The organism is Pseudomonas frederiksbergensis (assembly GCF_003732275.1).
GTDB lineage: Bacteria > Pseudomonadota > Gammaproteobacteria > Pseudomonadales > Pseudomonadaceae > Aquipseudomonas > Aquipseudomonas frederiksbergensis_H.
Genome location: NZ_MOBM01000038.1, coordinates 964,374 through 987,692, shown reverse-complemented (window position 1 = coordinate 987,692; position 23,319 = coordinate 964,374). Strand labels below are relative to the sequence as shown.

Sequence of the window (23,319 nt, the reverse complement as noted above, 5' to 3'; positions counted from 1 at the left end):
AATGAATCAGGACAATCTGATCGAAGTGCGCGATCTGGCCGTCGAATTTATCGTCGGCGAGCGTGTTCAGCGGGTGGTCGAGGGCGTGAGCTTCGACATCAAGCGCGGCGAAACCCTGGCGCTGGTGGGTGAAAGCGGCTCCGGCAAATCGGTGACCGCCCACTCGATCCTGCGGCTGCTGCCCTACCCGCTGGCCCGGCATCCGTCCGGCACCATCACTTATTCCGACCGGAATCTGCTGGACCTGAAAGAGAAAACCATCCGCCACATCCGCGGCAACCGGATTGCGATGATCTTTCAAGAGCCGATGACCTCGCTCAATCCGCTGCACTCGATCGAGAAGCAGATCAACGAGGTGTTGGGCATCCACAAAGGCCTGACCGGCAAAGTCGCGACCAAGCGCACGCTGGAACTGTTGGAAATGGTGGGCATCCCCGAGCCCGAGAAGCGTCTCAAGGCCCTGCCCCACGAATTGTCCGGCGGCCAGCGCCAGCGGGTAATGATCGCGATGGCCCTGGCCAATGAGCCGGAATTGCTGATCGCCGACGAACCGACCACGGCGCTGGACGTGACCGTTCAACTGAAAATTCTCGAACTGCTCAAGGAATTGCAGGCCCGTCTGGGCATGGCGTTGTTACTGATCAGTCATGATTTGAACCTTGTACGAAGAATTGCGCATCGCGTATGTGTCATGCAGCGCGGTTGCATCGTCGAACAGGCATCGTGCGAAGAATTGTTCCGCGCGCCGCAGCATCCGTACACGCGGGAACTGCTGGCAGCGGAGCCCAGCGGGACGCCTGCGACCAATGTGATTGGCCCGCCGTTGCTGCAGGTCGAGGACCTGAAAGTCTGGTTCCCGATCAAGAAAGGCTTTCTGAAAAAGACCGTGGACCATATCAAAGCGGTGGACGGTATCAATTTCAGCCTGCCCCAGGGCCAGACTCTGGGGATTGTGGGAGAAAGCGGTTCCGGCAAGTCGACGCTCGGCCTGGCAATATTGCGGCTGATCGGTAGCAAAGGCGCCATCCGTTTTGAAGGCAAGCAGCTAGACTGCCTGACGCAGCAACAGATTCGACCTCTGCGGCGGGAGATGCAGGTGGTGTTCCAGGACCCGTTCGGCAGCCTGAGCCCACGGATGTGCGTGAGCCAGATCGTCGGCGAAGGCCTGCGGATCCACAAGATGGGCACCGAGGCAGGACAGGAACAAGCGATTATTGCGGCACTCAAGGAGGTAGGTCTGGACCCGGAAACCCGGCACCGCTACCCCCACGAATTTTCCGGTGGGCAACGGCAAAGAATCGCCATTGCCCGGGCATTAGTGCTAAAACCGGCGTTGATTCTGCTGGACGAGCCGACTTCGGCCCTCGACCGCACCGTGCAACGCCAAGTGGTGGAGCTGCTACGTTCACTGCAAACCAAGTACAACCTGACGTATTTGTTTATCAGCCATGACCTGGCTGTCGTCAAAGCGCTGAGCCACCAGCTGATGGTGGTCAAGCATGGCCAAGTGGTCGAACAGGGAGACGCGCAAAGTATCTTTGCCGCCCCCAAACATCCGTATACACAGCAGTTGCTGGAAGCCGCTTTTCTGGCACCAGCCACTGCGCAATAAACCTGAAAAGAGGAGCAACACATGGGTTTTCTCGCCGGTAAGCGCGTACTGATCGTCGGTGTCGCCAGCAAGCTGTCCATCGCATCCGGCATCGCTGCCGCCATGCATCGCGAGGGCGCTGAGCTTGCCTTCACTTATCAGAACGACAAACTCAAGGGTCGTGTCGAAGAATTCGCACAAGGCTGGGGCTCGAGCCCTGAGCTGTGCTTCCCGTGCGACGTGGCCAGCGATGAAGAAATCGCCAAGGTCTTCGAAGCACTGAGCAAGAAGTGGGACGGCCTGGATTGCATCGTGCATTCCGTCGGCTTCGCCCCGGGCGACCAACTGGACGGCGACTTCACCGAAGCCACCACCCGTGAAGGTTTCCGCATCGCTCACGACATCAGCGCCTACAGCTTCGTGGCCCTGGCCAAGGCTGGCCGCGAAATGATGAAAGGCCGCAATGGCAGCCTGCTGACCCTGTCGTACCTGGGCGCCGAGCGCACCATGCCGAACTACAACGTAATGGGCATGGCCAAGGCTTCTCTGGAAGCGGGCGTGCGTTACCTGGCCGGCTCCCTGGGCCCGGATGGCACCCGCGTGAACTGCGTATCGGCTGGCCCGATCCGCACCCTCGCCGCTTCCGGCATCAAGAACTTCCGCAAAATGCTGGCCGCCAACGAAGCGCAAACCCCGCTGCGTCGTAACGTCACCATCGACGAAGTCGGCAACGCCGGCGCCTTCCTGTGCTCGGACCTGGCGTCCGGCATCAGCGGCGAAATCATGTACGTAGACGGCGGCTTCAACACCACCGCCATGGGCAACATCGAAGAGTGATCTTCGGTTAGCCATGAAGAAACCCGCCGATTGGCGGGTTTTTTTATGCCTGCCATTTCAAAATCGATGCAATTCCCCTGTGGGAGCGAGCCTGCTCGCGATAGCGGTTCGTCAGTCGATACATGCAGTGCGTCTGACATTGTCATCGCGAGCAGGCTCGCTCCCACAGGGGATGGTGGTCAGTCGTCGATTTTCGTCAAACACCGCGCAAACAACTGCTGGAATAGCGAAACACCCAGCCCGCATTCGACCATTTTGACGATAGCTTCCAGCTCATCCAGCTCCAGAGCCACCGGCACATCGATCTGCTGCTCGCGTAAAAAGCGAGCCACCAGGCGCCCACCGAACGAATTGCGGTCGTAGCGTACGTGCGGATGGTTGGCGAGCAGCTGCAGCGGGTCGTCACCCTCAAGACCTGCCGGCACGATCAGCACAAATGGCTCCCGCCCCTTGCGGCAACGCTCTGGAGTTCAAGGCGTTCAGGAATATCGATCAGTTGTTCGCCAAATGATCCGCCCGACCGTTGACGCCAGCTCCACCATTCAACAATGACGAGCATCAAATTCCCGGGCGTACAGCGCTTTATCGGCCAAGGCCAGCAAGTCTTCCGCCGTCTGGTGCAGCCGAGAATCAAACTCGATCTGCCCGACACTGAAGCGAATGTCATAGCCACGATGCGCCGTGGCATTGCGTTCATCGAGTATTTCTTCGAGGCGCGCTCTGATCGCGGCGATTTCCACGGCGTCGGCGCCGGTCAACAAGGCAGCAAACTCATCGCTGCCGAGCCGGCCGATCACATCGCTTTCACGAAAGGCGATGCGTAGCACATCGGCGAAGGTTTTCAGGGCATTGTCGCCCTCGGCGCGACCGTACAGCTGATTGATGCGCTTGAAGTCATCAAGGTCGAAAAACAGCAGGGTCGCGGGTTTGCCCAACTGCTGACAGGCCTCCAGCCCCAATTGAGCCAAGGCCTCAAACCCATGACGATTGGAGAGCAGCGTCAGTTCATCCATGCTCGCCATCTGCACGCCCATCAGCGCTTGCTCGGCCTTGCGGGCCAGATCGCGCAGTACATCGCGATCCTGCACTGCACTGTCGAGGACGTTCGGCGCACGCAAAGTGTCTGCGCCAGCGCCGCGTTTAACCGGTTTGCCTGGGGTTAACATCACTCACTCCTTGATGGGTATGAACGTTAGAGTCGTTCACACCCGATATGACTCCCTATAAACGCGCCGCTGGTCAGCTTCCTGCCACCGGACACGGCCCTCCAGCATCCGCCCAGAGCTTGAACTGGGTGACAAAGATGTCGTGGGGCACCGGTACCGGCGCCCGCCCCTCACCCGGATTCCAACCCCAAAGCACCAGCTTATCGTCGCTGACGTGCTTGATCAGCGCCGCAAAATCACGGTCGCCATTACTGGAACGGTCCTTGATCATCGCGCACAACTTGTCGGCCGGCAGGCCGATCCAGGCCATCTTGTGCGCGGCCGGCGGCAGGCTCCAATGCGGCGCTCCGGGCGGCGCGTGAGGGCCATAACTGGCCGGCGGATTGCTTTCGGCATGACAACTGGCACACGGCAAACCGGCCGCTCCCTTGCCATCAAGGCCGCGAACCACATTCATTGCGTGAGCAATACCGGCGTCGAACTGCAACGGCGAATCGCCGGGGATATGACAATTCTGACAACGCGGGCTCTGGAACACTTTCTGCACCGTGTCGAACGCCTTCACCGCCTCTTTATCGTCAGCGAACAGGTCCGAGGTATAGCTACCCAGGCCAATCAACATCACCGCACCCCAAAATATATGTCGTCTCATCTCACACCCCCGACAGTTGCAACGGCAGTTCCCGCAGACGCTGCCCGGTCAGGGCAAACACCGCGTTCGCCACTGCCGGCGCCACCGGAGGCACACCGACCTCGCCGATGCCGCCGGGCTTGTCGCTGCTGGGGACGATATGCACCTCGACCACCGGCATCTCGTTCAGGCGCAGGACCTGATAGTCGTGATAATTGGACTGCTCAACCTGACCGTTCTTGAACGTCAGTTTGCTGTGCAAGGTAAATCCGAGACCGAAGGTGATGCCCGATTCCATCTGCGCCGCGATGCCCTGCGGGTTGACCGCAATGCCGCAATCCACCGCACACACCACCCGATGCACGCGAATCGCCAGGTTGTCCTGGGATACCTCGGCCACCTGGGCGACGTAACTGCCGAAGGACTCATGCACCGCCACGCCCAATGCGTGACCGTCCGGCAAGGGTGCTTTCCAGTCGGCTTTTTCCACCGCCAGATTCAGCACGCCCAAATGCCGTGGATGCGCCTTGAGCAAGGCTCGTCGATATTCCACCGGATCCTTGCCGGCGGCGTCTGCCAGTTCATCGATCAACGACTCCATGACGAATGCAGTGTGGGTGTGCCCCACCGAACGCAACCACAGCACGCTGATGCCGGTTTGCGGTGAATGCAGATCCACCTGATGGTTGGCCAGCCCCTCAAGGTAAGGGCTGTCGGCCACGCCTTCGACGGAGGTTTTGTCGACGCCATCCTTGACCATGGTCGCCGCGAACGACGTGCCCGTCAGAATTGACTGGCCGACCAGCACATGCTTCCAAGCCATTGGCATGCCGTCGGCACCCAGCCCGATGCGCGCCTGATGCAAGAACGCCGAGCGGTAGTAACCGCCGCGAATGTCATCCTCTCGGGCCCAGACGGTTTTCACCGGCCCGCCCGCTGCCTTGGCGACGTACACGGCTTCGCTGACAAAATCCGAGGTCGGATTGGCCCGTCGCCCGAAACCGCCGCCGAGGAATTGGGTGTGGATCTCTACCTGTTCGGGTTTGAGCCCAGTGATCTTCCCCGCGATCATCTGATCCAGCGTTTGAAACTGCGTGCCGGTCCATATTTCGCATTTGTCCTTGGAGATTTTCACCGTGCAATTGAGCGGTTCCATCGGCGCATGAGCCAGGTACGGCACGCTGTATTCAGCCTCAATCGTTTTCACCGCTTTGCCCAGCGTCGCCGTTGCATCCCCGGCCTGACTGGCGGAAGTGCCAGGGGTGGCGGCGAGTTTACGAAAGCTCTCCAGCAGTTGTTGGCTGTCGAGCCCGGCGTTCGGCCCCAGGTCCCATTCGACCTTAAGCGCATCACGCCCCAGCTTCGCCGCCCAATAATGATCGGCAATCACCGCGACACCCGTGGGCACCTGCACCACTTTGTGTACGCCCGGCACCGCCAGCGCCTCGGCGCCTTCGAAGGATTTGACGCTGCCACCGAACACCGGTGGACGAGCGACCAGCGCCGTCATGAGCCCGTCGAATTGCACGTCTATGCCAAACTTGGCTCGCCCGGTGATTTTCTCCGGGGTGTCGAGGCGCTTGGTGGGTTTGCCGATGACCTTCCAGTCTTTGGCTTCCTTGAACTTGATCGAGGCCGGATCCGGCACCGGCAACTTGGCGGCGTCATCCGCCAGTTCGCCGTAAGTGGCGCGTTTGTCGCCGGCAATGACCACGCCCGACTCGGTGCGGATCTGCGAAGGTGCCACGTCGAATCGCTTGGCGGCCGCCTCGATCAGCATCAAGCGCGCCGCCGCTCCGGCCTGGCGATAGCGATTGAACTCCATCCAGGTCGACGTCGAACCGCCGGTAATCTGCATTCCGCCAAACGCCGGCAGGCCATAATCGGCGGCCGAGGCCGGCGCATGTTCGACATGGATTTTCGACCAGTCGGCGTCCAGCTCTTCGGCGATCAACATGGTCAGGCCGGTCCAGATGCCCTGGCCCATTTCCGAATGGCCGAGCAGCACGGTGATGCTGTTGTCGTTGCCAACGCGTAAAAAGGCATTGGGTGCGAAGACGTTTCCTTGATTCTCGGCCCCGAGGGCAAAGCGATTGGCACCCGGGATGACAAATGCCACCACCAGACCGCCGCCCAGCACTGCGCTGCCCTTGAGAAAACCGCGACGCGAGACAGGGTTGATTCTGTTCATGGGTCAGCTTCCTTAGACGTGGTATCAACCGATCTCGGCGGCACGTTTGACCGCGGCGCGGATTCTTGGGTAGGTGCCGCAGCGGCAAATGTTGCCGGACAGCGCCTGGTCGATGTCACTGTCGGTGGGCTTGGGGATCTTCGCCAGCAACGCGGCCGCCGACATGATCTGCCCCGATTGACAATAACCGCACTGGACGACATCGAGCTCGGCCCAGGCTTGCTGGACCGGGTGCGAGCCGTCGGCGGACAAGCCTTCGATGGTGAGAATTTTCTGCCCGTTGGCCACCGCCGTGGCGGGCGTGATGCAGGAGCGCAGCGGCGCGCCGTCGACGTGTACGGTGCAAGCGCCACACTGGGCCATGCCGCAACCGAATTTGGTGCCCGTCAGGTGCGCGACATCGCGCAGTACCCAGAGCAACGGCATGTCTGCGGGGACATCCAGTTCCTGGTCTTTGCCATTGATATTAAGGGTCAGCATTGCGAATTTCCTCAGACTCAGGGGGCGTTACGCGCGCCTTGGGTTATCCATACAGCTAAGCGCAATTTGACCCACTAGCCATGTTCATCGACCACCGGTCGCCCTCCATTCGCTCCAAACGGGTTGGGGGAATTCTCACGATTTGTCGATCTATGGCACAACCGGACCACCGCAGGCTGACTACGCTGATAATCCAGAGTGATTAACCCGCAGAGGAGCACCGCCATGCACCGCGTTCAAAAACTCACGCCCTGCCTGTGGTTCGACGATCAGGCCGAGGATGCCGCGAAGTTTTACTGCGCGATCTTCGATCATTCCAAAATCGCCGGCATCACCCATTACGGCAAGGCCGGTCAGGAAATCCATGGCCGGCCGGAAGGTTCGGTGATGACCGTCAGTTTCGAACTCGATGGGCAGAGCTTCACCAACCTTAACGGCGGCCCGGTTTTCAAGTTCAATGAGGCGATCTCATTCCAGGTCAATTGCCACACTCAGGAAGAAGTCGACCACTTCTGGGGACGCCTTTCTGCGGGCGGTCCCGTTGAAGCCCAGCAATGCGGCTGGCTCAAGGATAAATTCGGCGTGTCGTGGCAAATTGTGCCCGTGGCGTTGATGGACATGATGAAAGACCCCGATACAGGCAAATCCCAGCGTGCCATGGCAGCGATGCTGCAAATGAAAAAACTCGACATTGCCACGCTGCAACGAGCCTTTGACAACGAGAGCTAATACACTCGAGCGCTGGCCTGCCGAGGAAATCGAGATGAAGCACACCGTCGCCAAAGATGCAGACAAAGCCCCGCGCTTCTGGCGTGACGACGCCCTGCCCTTCATCGAAGCCCGCTCCATCGCCGACGGTCGCGAGGTCTGCTACAGCCGGCATTCCCACGCGCATTTTTCTATCGGGGCGATCACCGCCGGGCGCAGTACCTATATCCACGAGCAATCGGAATATCAGGTCAGTGCCGGCACCGTGGTGCTGATGAATCCGGGCGATGTGCATGCCTGCAATCCGATCGACGACCAGCCGTGGTCGTACCTGATGCTGTACGTCGAGACGCCTTGGCTGACCGATTTGCAGCATCAGCTCGGCTTCAGCCAGGACTTGGCGTTTCGCCGGTTTTCCATCACCCACAATCGTGATGTCGAGCTGTTTACCGGCCTGAAGAATTTGTACGAGGTGTTGGTCGACCCGCAGCAAGAGGTGCTGTGCAAGCACAGCGCGGCGCTGGAGTTTTTCACCGAGGTGCAACAGCGGCTCAACCCCGTCGATCAACCGCTGCGCGAACCCAATTTCAAGCTGGAACGGGCCGCCGACTTTATCCGCGACAACTGCACACAGATGCTCAAACTCGAAGACATTTGCGAGGTGGCGCAACTATCGCCGTCGTACCTGATCCGCGCGTTCAAGCAGCATTACGGCATGACGCCCCATGCGTTCCTGGTCAACCGGCGCATCCAGTTCGCCCGGGATCGACTGCGCAGCGGCAAGCTGATCGCCGATGTGGCGCTGGAAGCCGGGTTTGCCGATCAGGCGCATTTTCAACGCGCGTTCAAACAGCATCTGGCGGCGACACCGGGGCAGTACCGCGGCTAACTCAACCTCCCTCGCCACAAGTCTTGATGGGTGGAGCTCCCACATTAAGGGAAACACCCTCCAGATCTACGGCAACAGCAAATACGCCGCACTCACCGCCAGCAGCAACGCCATGACCCGATTGAACAGCCGTATCCCCGCAGGATTGCTCAGGTAGCCGCGCAAAAACGTCCCGACATACACCCAGCAACCCACCGACAAGTAACAGATCACCAGATACACCGCCGCAAACTGCCACACCAACCGCGCTTCGCCATCGGCGACAAACGCGCCCATCCCCGCCACACAGGCCAGCCAGGCTTTCGGGTTGAGCCATTGCATCACCGCGCCATACAGCATCGACGGCGCCCGACCGGACTCCCTGGCATCGAGCTGACCGTTATCAGTGGCCAATTTGAAAGCCATGAACAACAGAAACGCCACCCCCGCCCATTGCACCACCCGTGTCAGCGCCGGCCAACGCTGTAACACCTCATGCAAACCCAACCCCATCAGCACCAACAGCAGAACAAACCCCAAGGTCGCCCCGGCCACATGCCGCTGGCTCGCGCGGAAACCGAACTGCGCCCCCGAGCTCAACGCCACAATATTCACCGGCCCCGGCGTTATAGAGGCGACCAGCGCAAACGCGGCCATGGAAAGAATCAGACTCATCGCACACCTGCTTCAAATCAAGGAATACAGGTCCACGGTAACCAGAGCATTGCTCGGGGTATTGAAGAAAATTGCTCTTGCCAAACGCTTCAACCCGTTGCCCAAGCCTGTAGAAAGTGCGCTCAGCGGCCTGGCCTGAGTTCGTCAGCGCATAAAAGGGACAGGCCACGATTTCAGGTAAAAGCTGAGCAATCGTGGACTGTCCCCTGCTTTCCCTAAGTCATTGCAAACCCGCCACGATGTGCCTTGTGGCGGGCCTATACTTCAAGGGTCGGCACACTCGAAGCGACATGCAATCGTGTTTGATGTACGGGGGATCGCGTCGAGTGATCGTTCACGCAGGCCACGGCCTGCCTTCATCGTAGGGAGGAGAAGATCATGGCGCGTAAATACATCGACTGCCGCGAGTTTCCAAGCGATTCCAAATGCTCGGTCGCGCTGTCCGCAGACTCTGAAAACGAACTGCTCGAGGCCGCCGCACAGCATGCGGTCAGCGTTCACAAGCACACCGACTCACCGGAACTGCGTGCTCAACTGAAGACAATGTTTCACGACGGCACCCCGCCTGTTGAAGCACCGCGTCCCGCTTGATAGGGAGCCCCTCTGCAGGAGCTGCCGCAGGCTGCTCCTGCAGAGGGAATTGCCCAAAATCCGACGATGCGCAATCTCTGGAAAACCCTCGATAGAGCCTCGTTACGCTTGCCCACCGCAGCTATTTAGATTCACTAGATGGCACTGGGCCAGACTGTGTCAGATGTCGGGCCTGAGCTTACTCTTGCCTGACAATATCGACCGAGATCTCCACCGCCGGAACCGTTCCTCTGTTCTCAAGCCAGTGAGTGGTGTTCCTGTCCTCGGGCCAGCCCACTCCCGGCCCATAGTCCGTGGCGACTCCATTTCGATGGTCAGTGATCGTTCCTTGCAATATGTAGACGGTGCCGGGTCTGTCCTTATGATTATGAATCGGCCCGAAGACGCCTCCAGGCTCAATGGTCACCATACGCATTCTGAGTTGGCGCCCTGCCATGCCCTCGATCTCAGGGCCAAGGTCAATCGTTGCAAGTAACTTCACCGCAACACCTTTTGTCTCAGGTGCCACCTGTTCGTTGCTCATGGTGCTCTCCTCTCTGTGCATACAGGGCCTGACTAGAAGTAAACACCCTAAAAGCCGGGAAAGCTCGTTGGGCAGAAGGCAGAAACTCCTGATTCACGCAAACGGCGGTATGAACGTCGAAGCAGGAGCCTTGCGCCGTCGTCACAAGGGAAGCAGCCTACCCGGATGACCCGTTTCATACGAATGCTCCGCTGTGTATCACAGTGTGTCTGGCTAGCCTCTTGATACATGGGTTTTCACCTGGCCTGCGATTCGACACAGGCCAGATACGTCGCCGCGTTCAAATGCAAGCCAGGTTTGAAGGGGATCACCCAGAACCCCTGGCCAACGGCTTGCAACGGAGACATCACCATGAAGATGGCACTGCAGAAAAAAACCGGCACAACTCGCCGCCGTCTGGTCGGCTCATCGATCCTCGCGCTCACCCTGTTCAGCGTTCTCGGTGCGGCCCACGCACAAACAGCCGCAGCCGTGCAGGCAGACGCGATCAGTGCCGGCGCCACTCATGCGGCACCCTCTCCTTTCGGCCCGCTGAAGCATGTCAGCGCCGGACTGTTGAACGTGGCGTACGCCGAAACAGGCCCGGCCGATGGGCCGGTAGTGATTCTTCTGCACGGCTGGCCGTACGACATTCACAGCTATGACGAGGTCGCGCCATTGCTTGCAGCAAAGGGCTATCGAGTGCTGATGCCGTATGCGCGTGGCTACGGCGATACGCATTTTCTGTCCGAGAAAACTGTTCGCAATGGTCAACCGGCCGCGCTGGCAAGTGACGTCATCGACTTTATGGATGCGCTGAAGATCAAACAGGCCGTGCTCGGTGGCTATGACTGGGGCGCGCGTTCGGCCGACATCGTCTCGGCGCTGTGGCCAGAGCGGGTCAAGGCGTTGGTCTCGGTCAGCGGCTATCTGATCGGTAACCAGGCGGCCGGCAAGAACCCGCTGCCACCCAAGGCCGAATTGCAGTGGTGGTATCAGTTTTACTTCGCCACCGATCGCGGTCGCTCCGGGTACGAGAAAAATACCCACGACTTCGCCAAGTTGATCTGGCAACTGGCTTCGCCGAAATGGGCGTTCGATGACGCCACTTTCGACCGCAGCGCCAAGGCTCTGGAGAACCCCGACCATGTCGACATCACCGTATTCAACTACCGCTGGCGCCTGGGGCTGGTTCAAGGCGAGAGCCAATATGAAGCGCTAGAGCAGAAACTGGCTATGGCGCCTTCCATTAGCGTGCCGACCATCACCCTTGAAGGCGATGCCAACGGCGCGCCGCACCCTGCCCCCGAGGATTACGCCAAGCGCTTCACTAGTAAATACGAGTTCCGGCTGATCAACGGCGGCATTGGCCACAACCTGCCGCAGGAAGATCCGCAGGCGTTCGCCAAGGCTGTGATTGATGCGGATCACCTTTGAATCCGGCACCGTCACAACAACGGCTCGTTCCCTCTAAAGTGGCCGGCGGTCGTTGCATTTCGCTCGCCGCCGGGCGTTTGGCTAAGCTGATTAAATCGGGACGAACTGAAATTTTAGTAGTGGCAGCCATCAACGGATCTTGATTGGCATCAAGACGGTAACTCCCAAAGGAGACGACCATGTATGCGGTTATAAGAACCTACTTGGGTGCTGGCGCAAAGCAGCTGTTCGATCTTTTAGAACAGCGCAAGGCCGACGTCGAAGCTACCCTGCGGACAGTGCCTGGCCTGGTAAGTTACACACTGCTGAATACGGGTGATGGCGGTACGGCGGTGACTGTTTGCACGGACAAGGCCGGCAGCGATGCGAGCTTGAAAGTCGCGCGCGACTGGATTCAGAAAAATGCCTCGAATATCCACGCAAACCCGCCGATCGTGACGGAAGGTCCGGTGATTGTGCAGATCAAATAGCGCGTCTTTTATCCCAACCTGAATGACGAAGTATATCCCCCGTAGGAGCTGCCGAAGGCTGCGATCCTTTGATCTTGATTTTCGGTGGTCTGGGTGAAGATCAAAATCAAAGGATCGCAGCCTTCGGCAGCTCCTACGGGGGATTTCGGGTGTTTAGGGGAGCTTGTTTAATGTGGCTGCGCGTTACTTCCTGAAAGCTACAGCGTCTTGCGTCATTGCCTACGACTACGCCAGAATCCGCCGGCTTGTGCGCCTTGGCCCTGGCCTCTATCGTTTCCCTGCCACTGCCTATCAGTGGTCGGGTTTAGTCGCCCGCTGATGTCAAGATGCACATGCTTCTATCAGTCAGGTATCCCATCCCTGCACTTGATGGTGGCTGTGCGCAGGGCGCTTCGGCGCGCCGATTTCTTGGCTCATCGGTCGACTAACCTGCGCACAGCTGCCTCCTATTCGTTTAGTCGCGAACTGGTTGCAGCCTCACTCATATAGAGGTTAGAGCCAATGTTCAAGATCACACCGAATCCACCGGAAACCGACGACGACGTTTCCCCCTACGAATCCATCGACTCAAAAAAGCTCCACGACGCGGCGGAACGCGCGCTCGATCATTACCTCAAGCCCCCCAAAGAACCCGCTGCTGCCCGTAAACCCAGCAGAATGTTCATCGTCGCCCCCGACATGGATACCGAAAGCTTGCTGGCCCATGCCTGCGAATCACTCGCATCAGCCAGTGTCATGCTCAGTGATTTTGCAAACCTTCTGGAAAACCCGCATCGCAACACCATGCTGGGGATTCAGCAGAACATCATGCTGGGCGAGCTGGCGGTGAACCGGGCGCTGGACAATATCGATCCGCAGAATTAGTCGCTTCGTCCGTTGAAAAAACGGCCTTAACCAGGCAATGCCAGTCAGTTAAGGCGCAGAACCTGTGGGAGCGGGCTTGCTCGCGAAGGGGGAGTATCTGCCAACATTAATGTTGCCTGACACACCGCTTTCGCGAGCAAGCCCGCTCCCACAGGGATTGCGCTAACCAACTGGCATTTGCCTTGACCAACCCGGCACAAGTGTACGGCGATTTGCGCTCACCGCTGTATGGGCCGGCCCACTCGTCACTCATGATAAAAATACGGCTCACGTTACTGGAGCCGTCGTCGTGGACCTCGCCACCCTCACCCTGTTTCTCCCGGCCTGCTTCGCCCTGAACATGGCCCCCGGCCCGAACAATCTGCTGTCGGTCAGCAACGCTACCCGTTATGGCTATCGTCGCGCCTGCGTGGCCGGCGTCGGACGCTTGCTGGCGTTTGCCGGAATGATTGCCCTGGCCGCCGCCGGGTTGTCGGTGGTGCTGCAAACCTCGGAATGGCTGTTCTACGCGATCAAAATCATTGGCGCCGCTTATCTGCTGTACCTGGCGTGGCAACTGTGGCGCGCCCACCCCGAGGCCGAGCAGGTTGTGAACGGTGCGCCAATTGGCATTGTCGCTCTGGCGCGGCAGGAATTTCTGGTGGCGGCGGGTAATCCCAAGGCTATTTTGCTATTCACCGCGTTCCTGCCGCAGTTCGTCGACCCGACTCGACCGATTGCCGCGCAATTCGTCGTGCTCGGCGCGTTGTTCCTGATGCTGGAATGGATCGCCATCAGCGCCTACGCCTACATGGGCCTGCACATGCGCCGCTGGTTCGCCGAACCACGGGGCAAGCGGATATTCAACCGTTGCTGCGCGGGATTGTTGTCGGCAGCGGCTTCGGTGTTGTTGATGGCGAAACGGGCCTGATCTTTACCCTTGAGACGGCCCTTTCAGTTCAACCTGATTGCCATCCGGGTCGAAGCAATAGATCGACAGCCCATGGCCTTCGGCGCCGAAACGCACTGCGGCTTTCTCGGGTGTCAGGCCGAAGGACTGCAAGTGACTGACCAGCGCTTCCTCGTCGAACGGTTCAATGCGCAGGCAGAAGTGATCGACGTTGCGCCGTTCGTTGCCTGCGGCAGCACCGCCCTTGCGGCCGAGTTCACCCTGGATGTCGACGAGGTCGATCATCGAGGTGCCCGCACGTAAATGCACCAGGCCCAAATCGTCACGGCGCTTGACCAGTTCGGCGCCGAATACCTCGCCGTAAAAAGTGATGCTTCGTTCGAGATCCTTGACGCGCAGGACGATGTGATCGATGTGTTTGATCATGAACGGTTGCATTAGAAGGATTCCTGAAAATATCGTTTACAGGATTATCGGTGACCCGATGACTGTAGCTCAGGGCTACAAAAATTCACTGTCGATTTTCCGGTGGAGGCGCCGGGCGACGCGGCATATGCTCAGCCCATGAACCTACAAAACGCTGTGCTTCCGCCCCACGCCGAGATGGTTCGCGCCATGCTCGAACGCGACACCGCCTACGAGGGGGTGTTCTTTACCGCGGTCAAAACCACTGGCATTTTCTGCCGCCCCGGCTGTACGGCGCGTAAACCGAAGCCGGAAAACGTCGAGTTCTTCGCCCATGCCGATGAGGCGATGTTGGCGGGCTATCGGGCCTGCCTGCGTTGCAAGCCGCTGGACGCCGCGGCCATCGCGCCGGACTGGGTGCAGCGGCTGCTCAAATCCGTGGACGCCGACCCCGACCTGCGCTGGACCGATGCCCAGTTGCTCGCCGAGGGCATCGAGCCGCTGAAACTGCGTCGCTGGTTCAAGCAGCATTTCGGCATGACCTTTCACGCCTGGCTGCGCAGCCGGCGCCTGGGCATTGCTCTCGGTGGCATCAAACAGGGCGAATCCATCGACAACGCCGCGTTCGACTCCGGCTACGAATCCCTGAGCGGTTTTCGCGATGCGTTTCAAAAGTCGTTCCACATCACGCCCGGCCGCGCCGCCCACAGCGAGCCACTGCTGTTCACTCGACTGATCACACCGCTGGGGCCGATGATCGCCATGGCCGAACAGCGTGGGTTGGTACTGCTGGAGTTTCTCGATCGACCGGCACTGACCAAGGAAATCGAAGAACTGCAGAACCGTTATGGCTACGCCGTGGCCCCCGGGCATAACGGGCATTTGCAGAAGATCGAAGAAGAACTGGCGCAATACTTCGCAGGCAAACGGACCGAATTCAACGTGCCACTGCACTTGCCCGGCAGCGATTTCGCCCGGCAGGTGTGGGCCGAACTGACGAAAATCCCCTACGGCCAGACCACTACTTATGGCGCGATCGCCGCGCAACTGGGCAAACCCGGCGCCAGTCGCGCCGTGGGCCTGGCTAACGGACAAAACCGTCTGGCGATTATCCTGCCCTGTCACCGGGTGATCGGTGCAGACGGCTCGTTGACCGGCTATGGTGGAGGACAACCGCGCAAGGCGTTTCTGCTCAGGCTGGAAAACGCCGCAGTGCAAATCACCCAACAACTCGCGTTCTGATCACTCCGCCGTTTCTTTTCAGACAGTCATAAGGAAGGACATTCGATGGACATACTCGACAAACAATTCCACCAACTGCACCAGAGCGGCCTGCTGATTCTGACCAACGTCGCCGACGCCACCGGGGCGCGACTGGTGGAACAGCTGGGCAGCAAGGCCGTCGCCACCAGCAGCGCGGCGGTGGCTTGGGTTCACGGTTACCCGGATGGCAACACCTTGCCGCTTGAACGTCTCGTGTCCACCGTTGAATCCATCGCCCGAGTCATCACGGTGCCGTTGACCGTGGACATTGAGGCCGGTTATTCCGATGACCTGGGTCGGGTCGCAGAAGTGATCGACGCCGTCATCGCTGCCGGTGCCGTGGGGATCAATATCGAGGACGGTGCTTCGCCGCCCGAGCTGCTGGCGCGCAAGATCGAAATCGCTCGCCAGGTCGCCAATCGCCGGGACGTGAAGTTGTTCATCAACGCCCGGACCGACGTGTACCTCAGGGGCTTGGTATCTGCCGAAGATCGCGTCGCAGAGACACTCAAGCGTGCCGCGTTGTATCAAGCCGCCGGTGCCGACGGGCTGTTCGCGGCGGGCGTCACGGCGGCGTATGAGATCGAAGCGCTATGCCGTGGCACGACGCTGCCGGTGAACGTGCTCGGTTTCGCGGGCCTGCCTTCGCCGGAAGAACTGCAAGCCCTCGGCGTGCGCCGTTTGAGCGCAGGTTCGAGCATCGCCGAATTCCTCTACGGCGCCATGGCGTCGGTAGCCAAAAGCTTTCTGGAGACCGGAAAACTCGATAGCAGTGACCTCAAGGCCTTCACTTATGGCCAAGTGAACGCCCTGCTGGCCCCCACCGGCAAAGTTTGACCGCAAGCAATAGAGTGCGGCGCTGCGGGGGGACGACTAATCTTCCCGCAGTCACCCGCGCTTCAGGACGCTCCATGCCCGACACCTATCAACTGGCCAGCGAATTTCTCTCTGCCCTCGATGCCGACTGGCAACGCCACATCAGCGCCATCGGCCCCTGCCTGCATCAGCCCCATGCGGCTCGCGATCCTTATGAGTCGCTGGTGCGGGCGATTGCCTATCAGCAACTGCATGCCAAGGCCGGCGATGCGATTGTCGGCCGGCTGCTGGCGTTGTTTCCGGCAAGCACCTTCCCCAGACCTGAGCAGATTCTGGCGACAGACTTCGAACAGATGCGCGGTTGCGGGTTTTCCGCCAGCAAGATCACGACCATTCAGGGCATCGCTCAAGCGGCTCTGGACGGCGTGGTGCCGGATTACGCCACGGCCTTGGCGATGGACGATGAAGCGTTGATCAAGCGCTTGATTACCTTGCGCGGGGTGGGTCGCTGGACGGTGGAAATGCTGCTGATCTACAGCCTGGAGCGGCCGGACATCTTACCGGCCGATGACTTTGGCGTGCGTGAGGGTTATCGGCGGCTGAAGGGGCTAGAGGTACAGCCGACTCGTAAGCAGATGATTGAAATCGGGCTGGCGTGGAGCCCCTATCGGACGGTGGCGGCGTGGTACTTGTGGCGGGTGCCTAGCCGATAGACCGCGTTATCTTCATCGCGAGCAGGCTCGCTCCCACATTTGATCTTCAGTGTTCACACATAATGTGTTCACAGAAATTCCCTGTGGGAGCGAGCCTGCTCGCGATAGCGCCCGCACATCCAGCACAAATTCAACTGCCCGGAAACCCTGACGGTCTAGGCTGTCTTGAGCCATCCCAAGACCCGTCGGAGGTTCCCATGCAGCTCGAAGGTTCCTGCCATTGCGGCGCAGTGTCGTTCAGCCTGACCAGCGCCCACCCCTACCCTTATCAGCGCTGCTATTGCTCGATCTGTCGCAAGACCCAGGGCGGTGGCGGCTATGCGATCAACCTGGGCGGCGATGCCGACAGCCTCAAGGTGCATGGTCGCAAGCACATCTCGATTTACCATGCGCGGCTCAAGGACGAAGGTGACAAACGCGCCCGCCGCAGCACCGCCGAGCGGCATTTCTGCTCTCTTTGCGGCTCGGGATTATGGCTGTTCAGCCCTGAATGGCCGGAGTTGATTCATCCGTTTGCCTCGGCCATCGACACTCCGTTGCCGGTACCACCGGAACATACGCACCTGATGCTCGGCTCCAAGGCGCCGTGGGTGGAAGTCGAGGCGCATCCGGGCGACCAGCAGTTCGACGTCTACCCCGAAGAGTCCATCGCCCAATGGCATGAGCGCCTGGGTTTGAGCCGCTAAGCCCGTTCACAGTCTTTGACAGTTTCCCGACAAAGCTCTCAAAGATTGCCGGCCGGCACCCGCTTAGCATGGGCGCATCCAACCTCCCTTCGGGTGCTCCCATGTTCCGTTCGTTGTGTCTGCCGTTGACTTCATGCTGCCTGCTCATCTCTTCCGACTCATTGCACGCCGAAGACTGGCGCTACAGCTTGCGAGCCGGTGCCGCCAGCGTGCCGCGTTACAGCGGCAGTGACGAACGCGCAGTGGCACCGCTGTTGGGGGCAAAAATCACCAGCCCTTATGGGTTGTTTCTCGACACCGATAAGGGGCTGGGCTGGGCGTTTGACGAAGACGACTTCGGTTTGAGCGTGTACATCGGCGCCAGTGATGTGCGCAAGGATCGCAAGACCGGTTTCAAAGGCTCGGATGAGCTCAATGGCATGGGCTCGATCAAGTCGCGGCCAGTACTGGGGCTGGACGGAACCTACCAGATGGGGCCGATCATCCTCGGCGCCACTTTCGAACATGCACTGGAAAAGGATGATGACGATCACGACACCGGCTCGGCCTGGAACCGACTGAAGCTGAGCATCAGCGCACCGCTTTATGACGGTGATCATGGCAAGCTCGTGGGCAGCCTCAACAGTCAGTTCGGCGACAGCAACTACGTGCGCACCTGGTATGGCGTCAGCGCAGCGCAGGCATCGCGCAGTCAGTTTCGGGCCTATGACACACACGGTGGGCTGGTGAGTCGCGGGGCGGATTTGACCTGGTCGCTGCCGATCAATGATCAGTGGAGTGTTTCAACGGTGCTCGCCGTTCAGTACCTGGCCAATGATGCGGCGGACAGCCCGATTGTGGAGCGCCGGATGCAGACGTCGTTGGTTGGGCAGGTGGTGTACAGCTTTTGATGATGCGGTGTTGCAGATGGCCTCTTCGCGGGCAAGCCTCGCTCCTACAGGATTTGCGGCGTTCGCGAATGCGGTAGGAGCGAGGCTTGCCCGCGAAGGCGTACGCAAGAACAACACAGCTAATCCAGGTGCGCCCAGGTCATGCGAAACGACGCCCCGCCCCACGGCGAATCCGTCACTTCCACTTGCCCGCCATGGGATTGCGACACCCGTCGCACCAGCGCCAGCCCCAAGCCAAACCCACCGGTGCGGCGGTCGCGGCTGGCGTCCAGGCGCGAGAACGGCTCGAAGATTTTCTCCCGCCCGTCCAGCGGCACGCCCGGCCCGTCGTCGTTGACCCGCACTTCGTAATGATCACCGGTGCGCACCAACGACACTTCCACCCGCTCCTCGGCATAGCGAATGGCATTGCGCAGCAAGTTGATCACCGCGCGGGCCATGAAACGCGGTTCGATACGAACTTCGTCGACCTGACATTCGACAATCAACAGCTGCACCCTGGCAGCCTCAGCCTCCAGCGCCACGCTGCCAACTACGCTGTCGAGCCAGTTGCTGGCCTGAATATTTTCCCGCGTGATCACCGTGGCGCCGCGCTCAAGGCTGGCGTACGTCAGAAGCTCGGAAACCATCTCTTCCAGCTCGCCGAGGTCGGCGTACATGTCGGCAATCAGTTCGAGATTCTGGGTCGGATCGGATTGTTGCTTGAGCTGATCAAGTTCAAACGACAACCGCGCAATCGGCGTGCGCAGTTCATGGGACACCGCGTTGGTCAGCTCGCGCTGATTGGCGATCAGGCCTTCGATGCGTGCTGCCATCAGGTTGAAGTGTTCGGCCAGATCGCGAATGTTCGAACGCTTGGACAACTGGATGCGGGACGACAGGTCGTTATCGCCGAATCGCTCGGCGGCCAGGCGCAGTTTTTCCAGGTCGCGCCAGTGCGGGCGCACCCAGAATAACAACACGAAACCGATCATCACCGCGATCATCAGATAGGCCGCGGCAATGTAAAACGACATCAGGCTCGGCTCGGCCGGCAGTTTGATGCTGAGCAGCTGCGAGCCGTCGTCAATGCGCGAGATGAATTGCGTGTACTTGTCGCGAATCACCAGCAGGCCCTGGGCCAACTCGGCTTTTTCCTCATCGGTCAGGGACAGTTGATCGGACTCGACCAGAGTCAGGCCCAAGCCGTAATGGGGGCGCACGGCTTCCAGTTGGCGCTCCCGGGCCGAACTGTCCAGGCCGCGCAACTGCTCGGCCAGCGACCAGGCCTGGCCCCGCCCCGCCTCTCGGTTGTAGCTCTGCATCTGACCGTCGAGAAGCGCATCGAACGTGCGCTCGACGGTTTGCAGGCCCAGTACCAGGCCAACCGTCATCACCAGAAACAGCCCCAAAAACAACCGCAGCATTTACAGCTCCCACGCAAACGGATTGAACAGGTAACCCTTGCCCCAGACTGTCTTGATGCACACCGGCTCGCGCGGGTTGTCCTTGAGCTTGCCGCGCAATTTACTGATGTAGACGTCGACGCTGCGGTTTAGGCCGTCGAAGGCGATACCGCGCATGTTGAGAATGTCGTCGCGGGACAGAGTCTTGCCGGCGGCGCTGGCCAGCAACCATAGCAGTTCGAATTCCATGGTGGTGAGTTCAATGCCCTCACCCGCCAATCGCACTTCGCGGCAGCTGCGGTCGATGCTCAGATGACCAAATTCCAACGAACTGCACACGCTGCTGTCTGGCATCTGACGGCGTTGCAAGGCGCGCAAACGTGCCAGCAGCACCGGTGGTTTGATCGGTTTGATCACGTAGTCGTCGGCACCGGATTCCAGGCCGAGGATGTGATCGAGGTCGTCTTCCTTGGCGGTAAGAATGACGATCGGCGTGTCGGATACGCTGCGGATTTCGCGGCACACGTGCAGGCCACTCTGGCCCGGCAGCATCAGGTCGAGCACCACGATTTTCGGTGTGAAGTCGAGGAAAGCGGCCAACGCGAGATCACCGCGATGCACCTGTCGGACCTCGAAGCCGTGTTGGGACAGGAAATGCGCGATCAGCCCGGCAAGCTTTTCGTCGTCTTCCACCAGCAGTACTTTGCCAAAACCCAGGTTATCCATAACGACCGTTTGCCAACCCTTGAATGAAGTGGCCGGCATTATGGCGCCAATCGCGTTCGGGACGGTTATCGCAAGCAGCAAAAACCGGCCACGGGGGCCGGTTTTTGGCGATGTTTCATTCTTTTAAGAGTTTTTTACAAACAGGGTCAAAGATCGCAGCCTTTATCACGCCGCTACCGGCACACCACTGTGAAAGCGAAACTCCACATCCGGCGACTCGATCAACGCCTGCTCGGCGTCACGAACCTTCTCGATCACCTGGGCGATGTCCTTGGCGTCACCGTACTGATAGGCCAGTTTCAGGTAACCCTGGAAATGCCGCGCCTCGCTTTTCAGCAGACCGAAGTAGAACTTGCCCAGTTCTTCATCCAGATGCGGCACCAACGCCTCGAAACGCTCGCAACTGCGGGCTTCGATGAAGGCGCCGACCACCAGCGTATCCACCAGCTTCACCGGCTCGTGGCTGCGCACCACTTTGCGCAGCCCCGAGGCGTAACGCCCGGCGGACAGCTGACGCAGCTCGATCTTGCGCTTTTTCATCAGGCGCATGACCTGCTCGTGATGCACCAGCTCTTCCCGGGCCAGACGCGACATCAGGTTGATCAGATCGACGTGGGAGTGGTATTTGGCAATCAGGCTCAACGCCGTGCTGGCCGCCTTGAATTCGCAGTTTTTGTGGTCGATCAGCAGGGTTTCCTGATCGGCCAGCGCGGCCTGGACCCAGCCAGCGGGCGTGCGGCAGCCAAGGAATTCGTGAATTTCGGGAAGGATCATGGGGCTCACGGATAAAAGGTACAGAACGAAGGGCGCCGATTATACCGGCCTGCCGACAGACCACCAGCCGCCAACCGTTGATATGCATCAAGTCGCCGAATGCCGACCAGCAACTATAGTTGTCCAACGCAGTGTTTTTACCTTCCAGGGAGATTCCGATCATGCAAGCCATTCGCAGCATTCTGGTGGTCATCGAACCCGAGCACTCGGAGAGCCTGGCGCTCAAACGGGCCAAACTGATCGCCGGCGTGACCCAGGCCCATTTGCACCTGTTGGTCTGCGACAAAAAGCATGACCACGCTGGCATGCTGGGTGTGCTCAAGGCGGCCCTGCTGGAGGACGGTTACAGCGTCACCACCGAACAGGCCTGGAACGAAAGCCTGCACGAAACCATCGTCGATGTGCAGCAAGCCGAAGGCTGCGGGCTGGTGATCAAGCAGCATTTCGCTGACAGCCCGCTGAAAAAAGCCCTGCTGACCCCGGCGGACTGGAAACTGCTGCGCTACTGCCCTACTCCGGTGCTGCTGGTGAAAACCGCCAAGCCCTGGACCGGCGGCGTGATCCTGGCGGCTATCGATGTCGGCAACATCGACGGCGAACACCGCACCTTGCACGCCAGCATCATTGATCATGGCTACGATATCTCCAGCCTGGCCAAAGCCCATTTGCACGTGATCAGCGCCCATCCATCGCCGATGCTGTCGGCGGCCGACCCGACGTTTCAGCTAAAAGAAACCATCGAGGCCAGTTACCGCGAGCAGTGCAAGGCGTTCCAGGCCGAGTTCGACATTGATGATGACCATCTGCACATCGAGGAAGGTCCGGCGGATGTGTTGATTCCGTATATGGCCCATAAATTGGGGGCATCGGTGACGGTGATCGGCACCGTGGCTCGGACCGGGTTGTCCGGGGCGTTGATCGGTAATACGGCGGAAGTGGTGCTGGATGCGCTGGAAAGCGATGTGCTGGTGCTCAAGCCGGATACGGTCATGGATCATCTGGAAGAGATCGTGACCCAGCATTGAAATCTGCGGTGCCCGGCAGGACGCCATCGCGAGCAGGCTCGCTCCCACATTGGATCTGTGGCGCTCACAAATCCCCTGTGGGAGCGAGCCTGCTCGCGATGCTCTTAACCGCCGAACGCATCCTTGAGAAACCCCGGCGCAATGTAGCGCTGGTAATGCGCCTCAGACAGCAGGAAAAATTCCCGATCAATGGCATCGCGCAATTCCGGGAGGTTCCAGTCGCGGAACTCCGGCAGCAGCACCATCCCGTAGGCTTCCAGATTATTGATGACCCGCGCGCCCCGGGCGATCAGCTGATAAGCCCAGCAATATTCCGACTGATGCGGCACAAAACGAATCTTGCGCTGCTCCAGCTGCAGACGCAGCAACGCGGGATCGAAAATCTCTATCTTGCTGGCCATCACCTGCGACAACAATTGCTCAAGACGCAGCCACACCGCGCGTTTTTCTTCCTCGTTGTAACCGTTCCAGTGAATCACTTCATGGTGGAAACGCTTGCAGCCACGGCACACCAGATCACCGTAAACAGTGGAGCAGAGGCCGACGCAGGGGGTCTTGATGGTCTGATTGGGCATAGGTAGGCAAAACACGGGAAAGCAGAACAGGTCGGCATGTTAGCCCTTTGTCTAACATTCATCACCCCTCAAAGTTTGGGGCCTCAGGGTCTGTTGGACTTTGGTGACGGCCGCGACGGATGCCCGCGCCTTGCCCCGCACACGTTGGCCCAGCAACGCAG

The 23,319-nt window shown here is 59.6% G+C and carries 26 protein-coding genes and 1 pseudogene; 15 read left to right on the top strand and 12 right to left on the bottom strand.

All coding sequences use genetic code 11. The features are described 5' to 3' along the window. The first annotated feature begins 1 nt into the window (after position 1). The gene (locus BK662_RS23985; RefSeq protein ID WP_123359696.1) at positions 2-1,612 is read left to right on the top strand and encodes an ABC transporter ATP-binding protein; all 1,611 of its coding nucleotides are present in this window, start codon (positions 2-4) and stop codon (positions 1,610-1,612) included. Positions 1,613-1,633: 21 nt separating this feature from the next. Next, entirely contained in the window at positions 1,634-2,428 is a 795-nt protein-coding gene (gene fabI / locus BK662_RS23980; RefSeq protein WP_007906751.1) for an enoyl-ACP reductase FabI, read from the top strand. A 179-nt stretch (positions 2,429-2,607) separates the two neighbouring features. On the opposite strand, the pseudogene BK662_RS23975 reads toward fabI, so the two are convergent. The 5 genes and pseudogenes from BK662_RS23975 to BK662_RS23955 form a co-directional block, all read right to left on the bottom strand. Next, positions 2,608-2,874 (bottom strand): annotated as a pseudogene (locus BK662_RS23975) (LysR substrate-binding domain-containing protein); the annotation flags it as partial. Between the two features lie 96 nt (positions 2,875-2,970). Continuing rightward, entirely contained in the window at positions 2,971-3,594 is a 624-nt protein-coding gene (locus tag BK662_RS23970; RefSeq protein ID WP_123359697.1) for a GGDEF domain-containing protein, read from the bottom strand. A gap of 73 nt (positions 3,595-3,667) precedes the next feature. After that, positions 3,668-4,246: a hypothetical protein gene (locus BK662_RS23965; protein WP_123359698.1), complete on the bottom strand. Its 579-nt coding sequence runs from the start codon at positions 4,244-4,246 to the stop codon at positions 3,668-3,670. Position 4,247: 1 nt separating this feature from the next. Next, positions 4,248-6,416, bottom strand: a complete 2,169-nt coding sequence (locus tag BK662_RS23960; protein WP_123359699.1) for a xanthine dehydrogenase family protein molybdopterin-binding subunit — start codon at positions 6,414-6,416, stop codon at positions 4,248-4,250. Positions 6,417-6,440: 24 nt separating this feature from the next. Further along, positions 6,441-6,896, bottom strand: coding sequence for a (2Fe-2S)-binding protein (locus BK662_RS23955; RefSeq protein ID WP_123359700.1), 456 nt, complete (start codon positions 6,894-6,896; stop codon positions 6,441-6,443). A 225-nt stretch (positions 6,897-7,121) separates the two neighbouring features. Here BK662_RS23955 and BK662_RS23950 point away from each other — a divergent pair, with 225 nt between their 5' ends. Then, on the top strand, positions 7,122-7,625 hold the full coding sequence (locus BK662_RS23950) for a VOC family protein (RefSeq protein WP_123359701.1): 504 nt from the start codon (positions 7,122-7,124) through the stop codon (positions 7,623-7,625). Positions 7,626-7,659: 34 nt separating this feature from the next. Then, entirely contained in the window at positions 7,660-8,493 is an 834-nt protein-coding gene (locus BK662_RS23945) for an AraC family transcriptional regulator (protein ID WP_123359702.1), read from the top strand. 66 nt (positions 8,494-8,559) lie between these two features. On the opposite strand, the gene BK662_RS23940 is transcribed toward BK662_RS23945, so the two are convergent. After that, positions 8,560-9,147: a LysE family translocator gene (locus BK662_RS23940; protein WP_123359703.1), complete on the bottom strand. Its 588-nt coding sequence runs from the start codon at positions 9,145-9,147 to the stop codon at positions 8,560-8,562. A 378-nt stretch (positions 9,148-9,525) separates the two neighbouring features. On the opposite strand from BK662_RS23940, the gene BK662_RS23935 reads away from it, so the two are divergent. After that, entirely contained in the window at positions 9,526-9,738 is a 213-nt protein-coding gene (locus BK662_RS23935; RefSeq protein WP_008074349.1) for a DUF1059 domain-containing protein, read from the top strand. 178 nt (positions 9,739-9,916) lie between these two features. Here the strand turns inward: BK662_RS23935 and BK662_RS23930 are convergent, their stop codons facing one another. Next, positions 9,917-10,261 (bottom strand): cupin domain-containing protein, encoded by a 345-nt coding sequence (locus tag BK662_RS23930; protein WP_123359704.1) that lies wholly within the window; start codon positions 10,259-10,261, stop codon positions 9,917-9,919. A gap of 351 nt (positions 10,262-10,612) precedes the next feature. On the opposite strand from BK662_RS23930, the gene BK662_RS23925 reads away from it, so the two are divergent. From BK662_RS23925 to BK662_RS23910, 4 genes are all read left to right on the top strand, one after another. After that, positions 10,613-11,677: an alpha/beta fold hydrolase gene (locus BK662_RS23925; protein ID WP_123359705.1), complete on the top strand. Its 1,065-nt coding sequence runs from the start codon at positions 10,613-10,615 to the stop codon at positions 11,675-11,677. Between the two features lie 179 nt (positions 11,678-11,856). Then, on the top strand, positions 11,857-12,147 hold the full coding sequence (locus BK662_RS23920) for a hypothetical protein (RefSeq protein ID WP_052964247.1): 291 nt from the start codon (positions 11,857-11,859) through the stop codon (positions 12,145-12,147). A gap of 501 nt (positions 12,148-12,648) precedes the next feature. Beyond that, positions 12,649-13,011: a DUF6124 family protein gene (locus tag BK662_RS23915; protein ID WP_123359706.1), complete on the top strand. Its 363-nt coding sequence runs from the start codon at positions 12,649-12,651 to the stop codon at positions 13,009-13,011. Between the two features lie 289 nt (positions 13,012-13,300). Then, entirely contained in the window at positions 13,301-13,921 is a 621-nt protein-coding gene (locus BK662_RS23910) for a LysE family translocator (protein ID WP_123359707.1), read from the top strand. A gap of 3 nt (positions 13,922-13,924) precedes the next feature. Here BK662_RS23910 and BK662_RS23905 read toward each other — a convergent pair whose 3' ends face one another. Next, positions 13,925-14,338, bottom strand: a complete 414-nt coding sequence (locus tag BK662_RS23905) for a VOC family protein (protein WP_123359708.1) — start codon at positions 14,336-14,338, stop codon at positions 13,925-13,927. A gap of 126 nt (positions 14,339-14,464) precedes the next feature. Between BK662_RS23905 and BK662_RS23900 the strand changes: the two genes are divergently transcribed. The 5 genes from BK662_RS23900 (at position 14,465) to BK662_RS23880 (ending at position 18,673) form a co-directional block, all read left to right on the top strand. Beyond that, on the top strand, positions 14,465-15,547 hold the full coding sequence (locus BK662_RS23900) for a bifunctional transcriptional activator/DNA repair enzyme AdaA (protein ID WP_123359709.1): 1,083 nt from the start codon (positions 14,465-14,467) through the stop codon (positions 15,545-15,547). 45 nt (positions 15,548-15,592) lie between these two features. Beyond that, positions 15,593-16,405, top strand: a complete 813-nt coding sequence (locus BK662_RS23895; protein ID WP_123359710.1) for an isocitrate lyase/PEP mutase family protein — start codon at positions 15,593-15,595, stop codon at positions 16,403-16,405. A gap of 74 nt (positions 16,406-16,479) precedes the next feature. Beyond that, the gene (locus BK662_RS23890) at positions 16,480-17,097 is read left to right on the top strand and encodes a DNA-3-methyladenine glycosylase family protein (RefSeq protein ID WP_123359711.1); all 618 of its coding nucleotides are present in this window, start codon (positions 16,480-16,482) and stop codon (positions 17,095-17,097) included. Between the two features lie 197 nt (positions 17,098-17,294). Continuing rightward, on the top strand, positions 17,295-17,783 hold the full coding sequence (locus BK662_RS23885) for a GFA family protein (protein WP_123359712.1): 489 nt from the start codon (positions 17,295-17,297) through the stop codon (positions 17,781-17,783). A gap of 101 nt (positions 17,784-17,884) precedes the next feature. After that, positions 17,885-18,673: a MipA/OmpV family protein gene (locus BK662_RS23880; protein WP_123359713.1), complete on the top strand. Its 789-nt coding sequence runs from the start codon at positions 17,885-17,887 to the stop codon at positions 18,671-18,673. Positions 18,674-18,792: 119 nt separating this feature from the next. Here the strand turns inward: BK662_RS23880 and BK662_RS23875 are convergent, their stop codons facing one another. The 3 genes from BK662_RS23875 to BK662_RS23865 form a co-directional block, all read right to left on the bottom strand. Further along, positions 18,793-20,079, bottom strand: coding sequence for an ATP-binding protein (locus BK662_RS23875; RefSeq protein WP_123359714.1), 1,287 nt, complete (start codon positions 20,077-20,079; stop codon positions 18,793-18,795). After that, positions 20,080-20,784, bottom strand: coding sequence for a response regulator (locus BK662_RS23870; protein ID WP_123359936.1), 705 nt, complete (start codon positions 20,782-20,784; stop codon positions 20,080-20,082). Positions 20,785-20,949: 165 nt separating this feature from the next. After that, complete coding sequence (locus BK662_RS23865; RefSeq protein WP_123359715.1) at positions 20,950-21,558, bottom strand: MiaE family protein; 609 nt, start codon at positions 21,556-21,558, stop codon at positions 20,950-20,952. Between the two features lie 161 nt (positions 21,559-21,719). Between BK662_RS23865 and uspL the strand changes: the two genes are divergently transcribed. Next, complete coding sequence (uspL, locus tag BK662_RS23860) at positions 21,720-22,583, top strand: universal stress protein UspL (RefSeq protein ID WP_123359716.1); 864 nt, start codon at positions 21,720-21,722, stop codon at positions 22,581-22,583. A 104-nt stretch (positions 22,584-22,687) separates the two neighbouring features. Here the strand turns inward: uspL and BK662_RS23855 are convergent, their stop codons facing one another. Then, positions 22,688-23,158: a DUF1289 domain-containing protein gene (locus tag BK662_RS23855; RefSeq protein ID WP_030130429.1), complete on the bottom strand. Its 471-nt coding sequence runs from the start codon at positions 23,156-23,158 to the stop codon at positions 22,688-22,690. Positions 23,159-23,319: the final 161 nt, after the last annotated feature.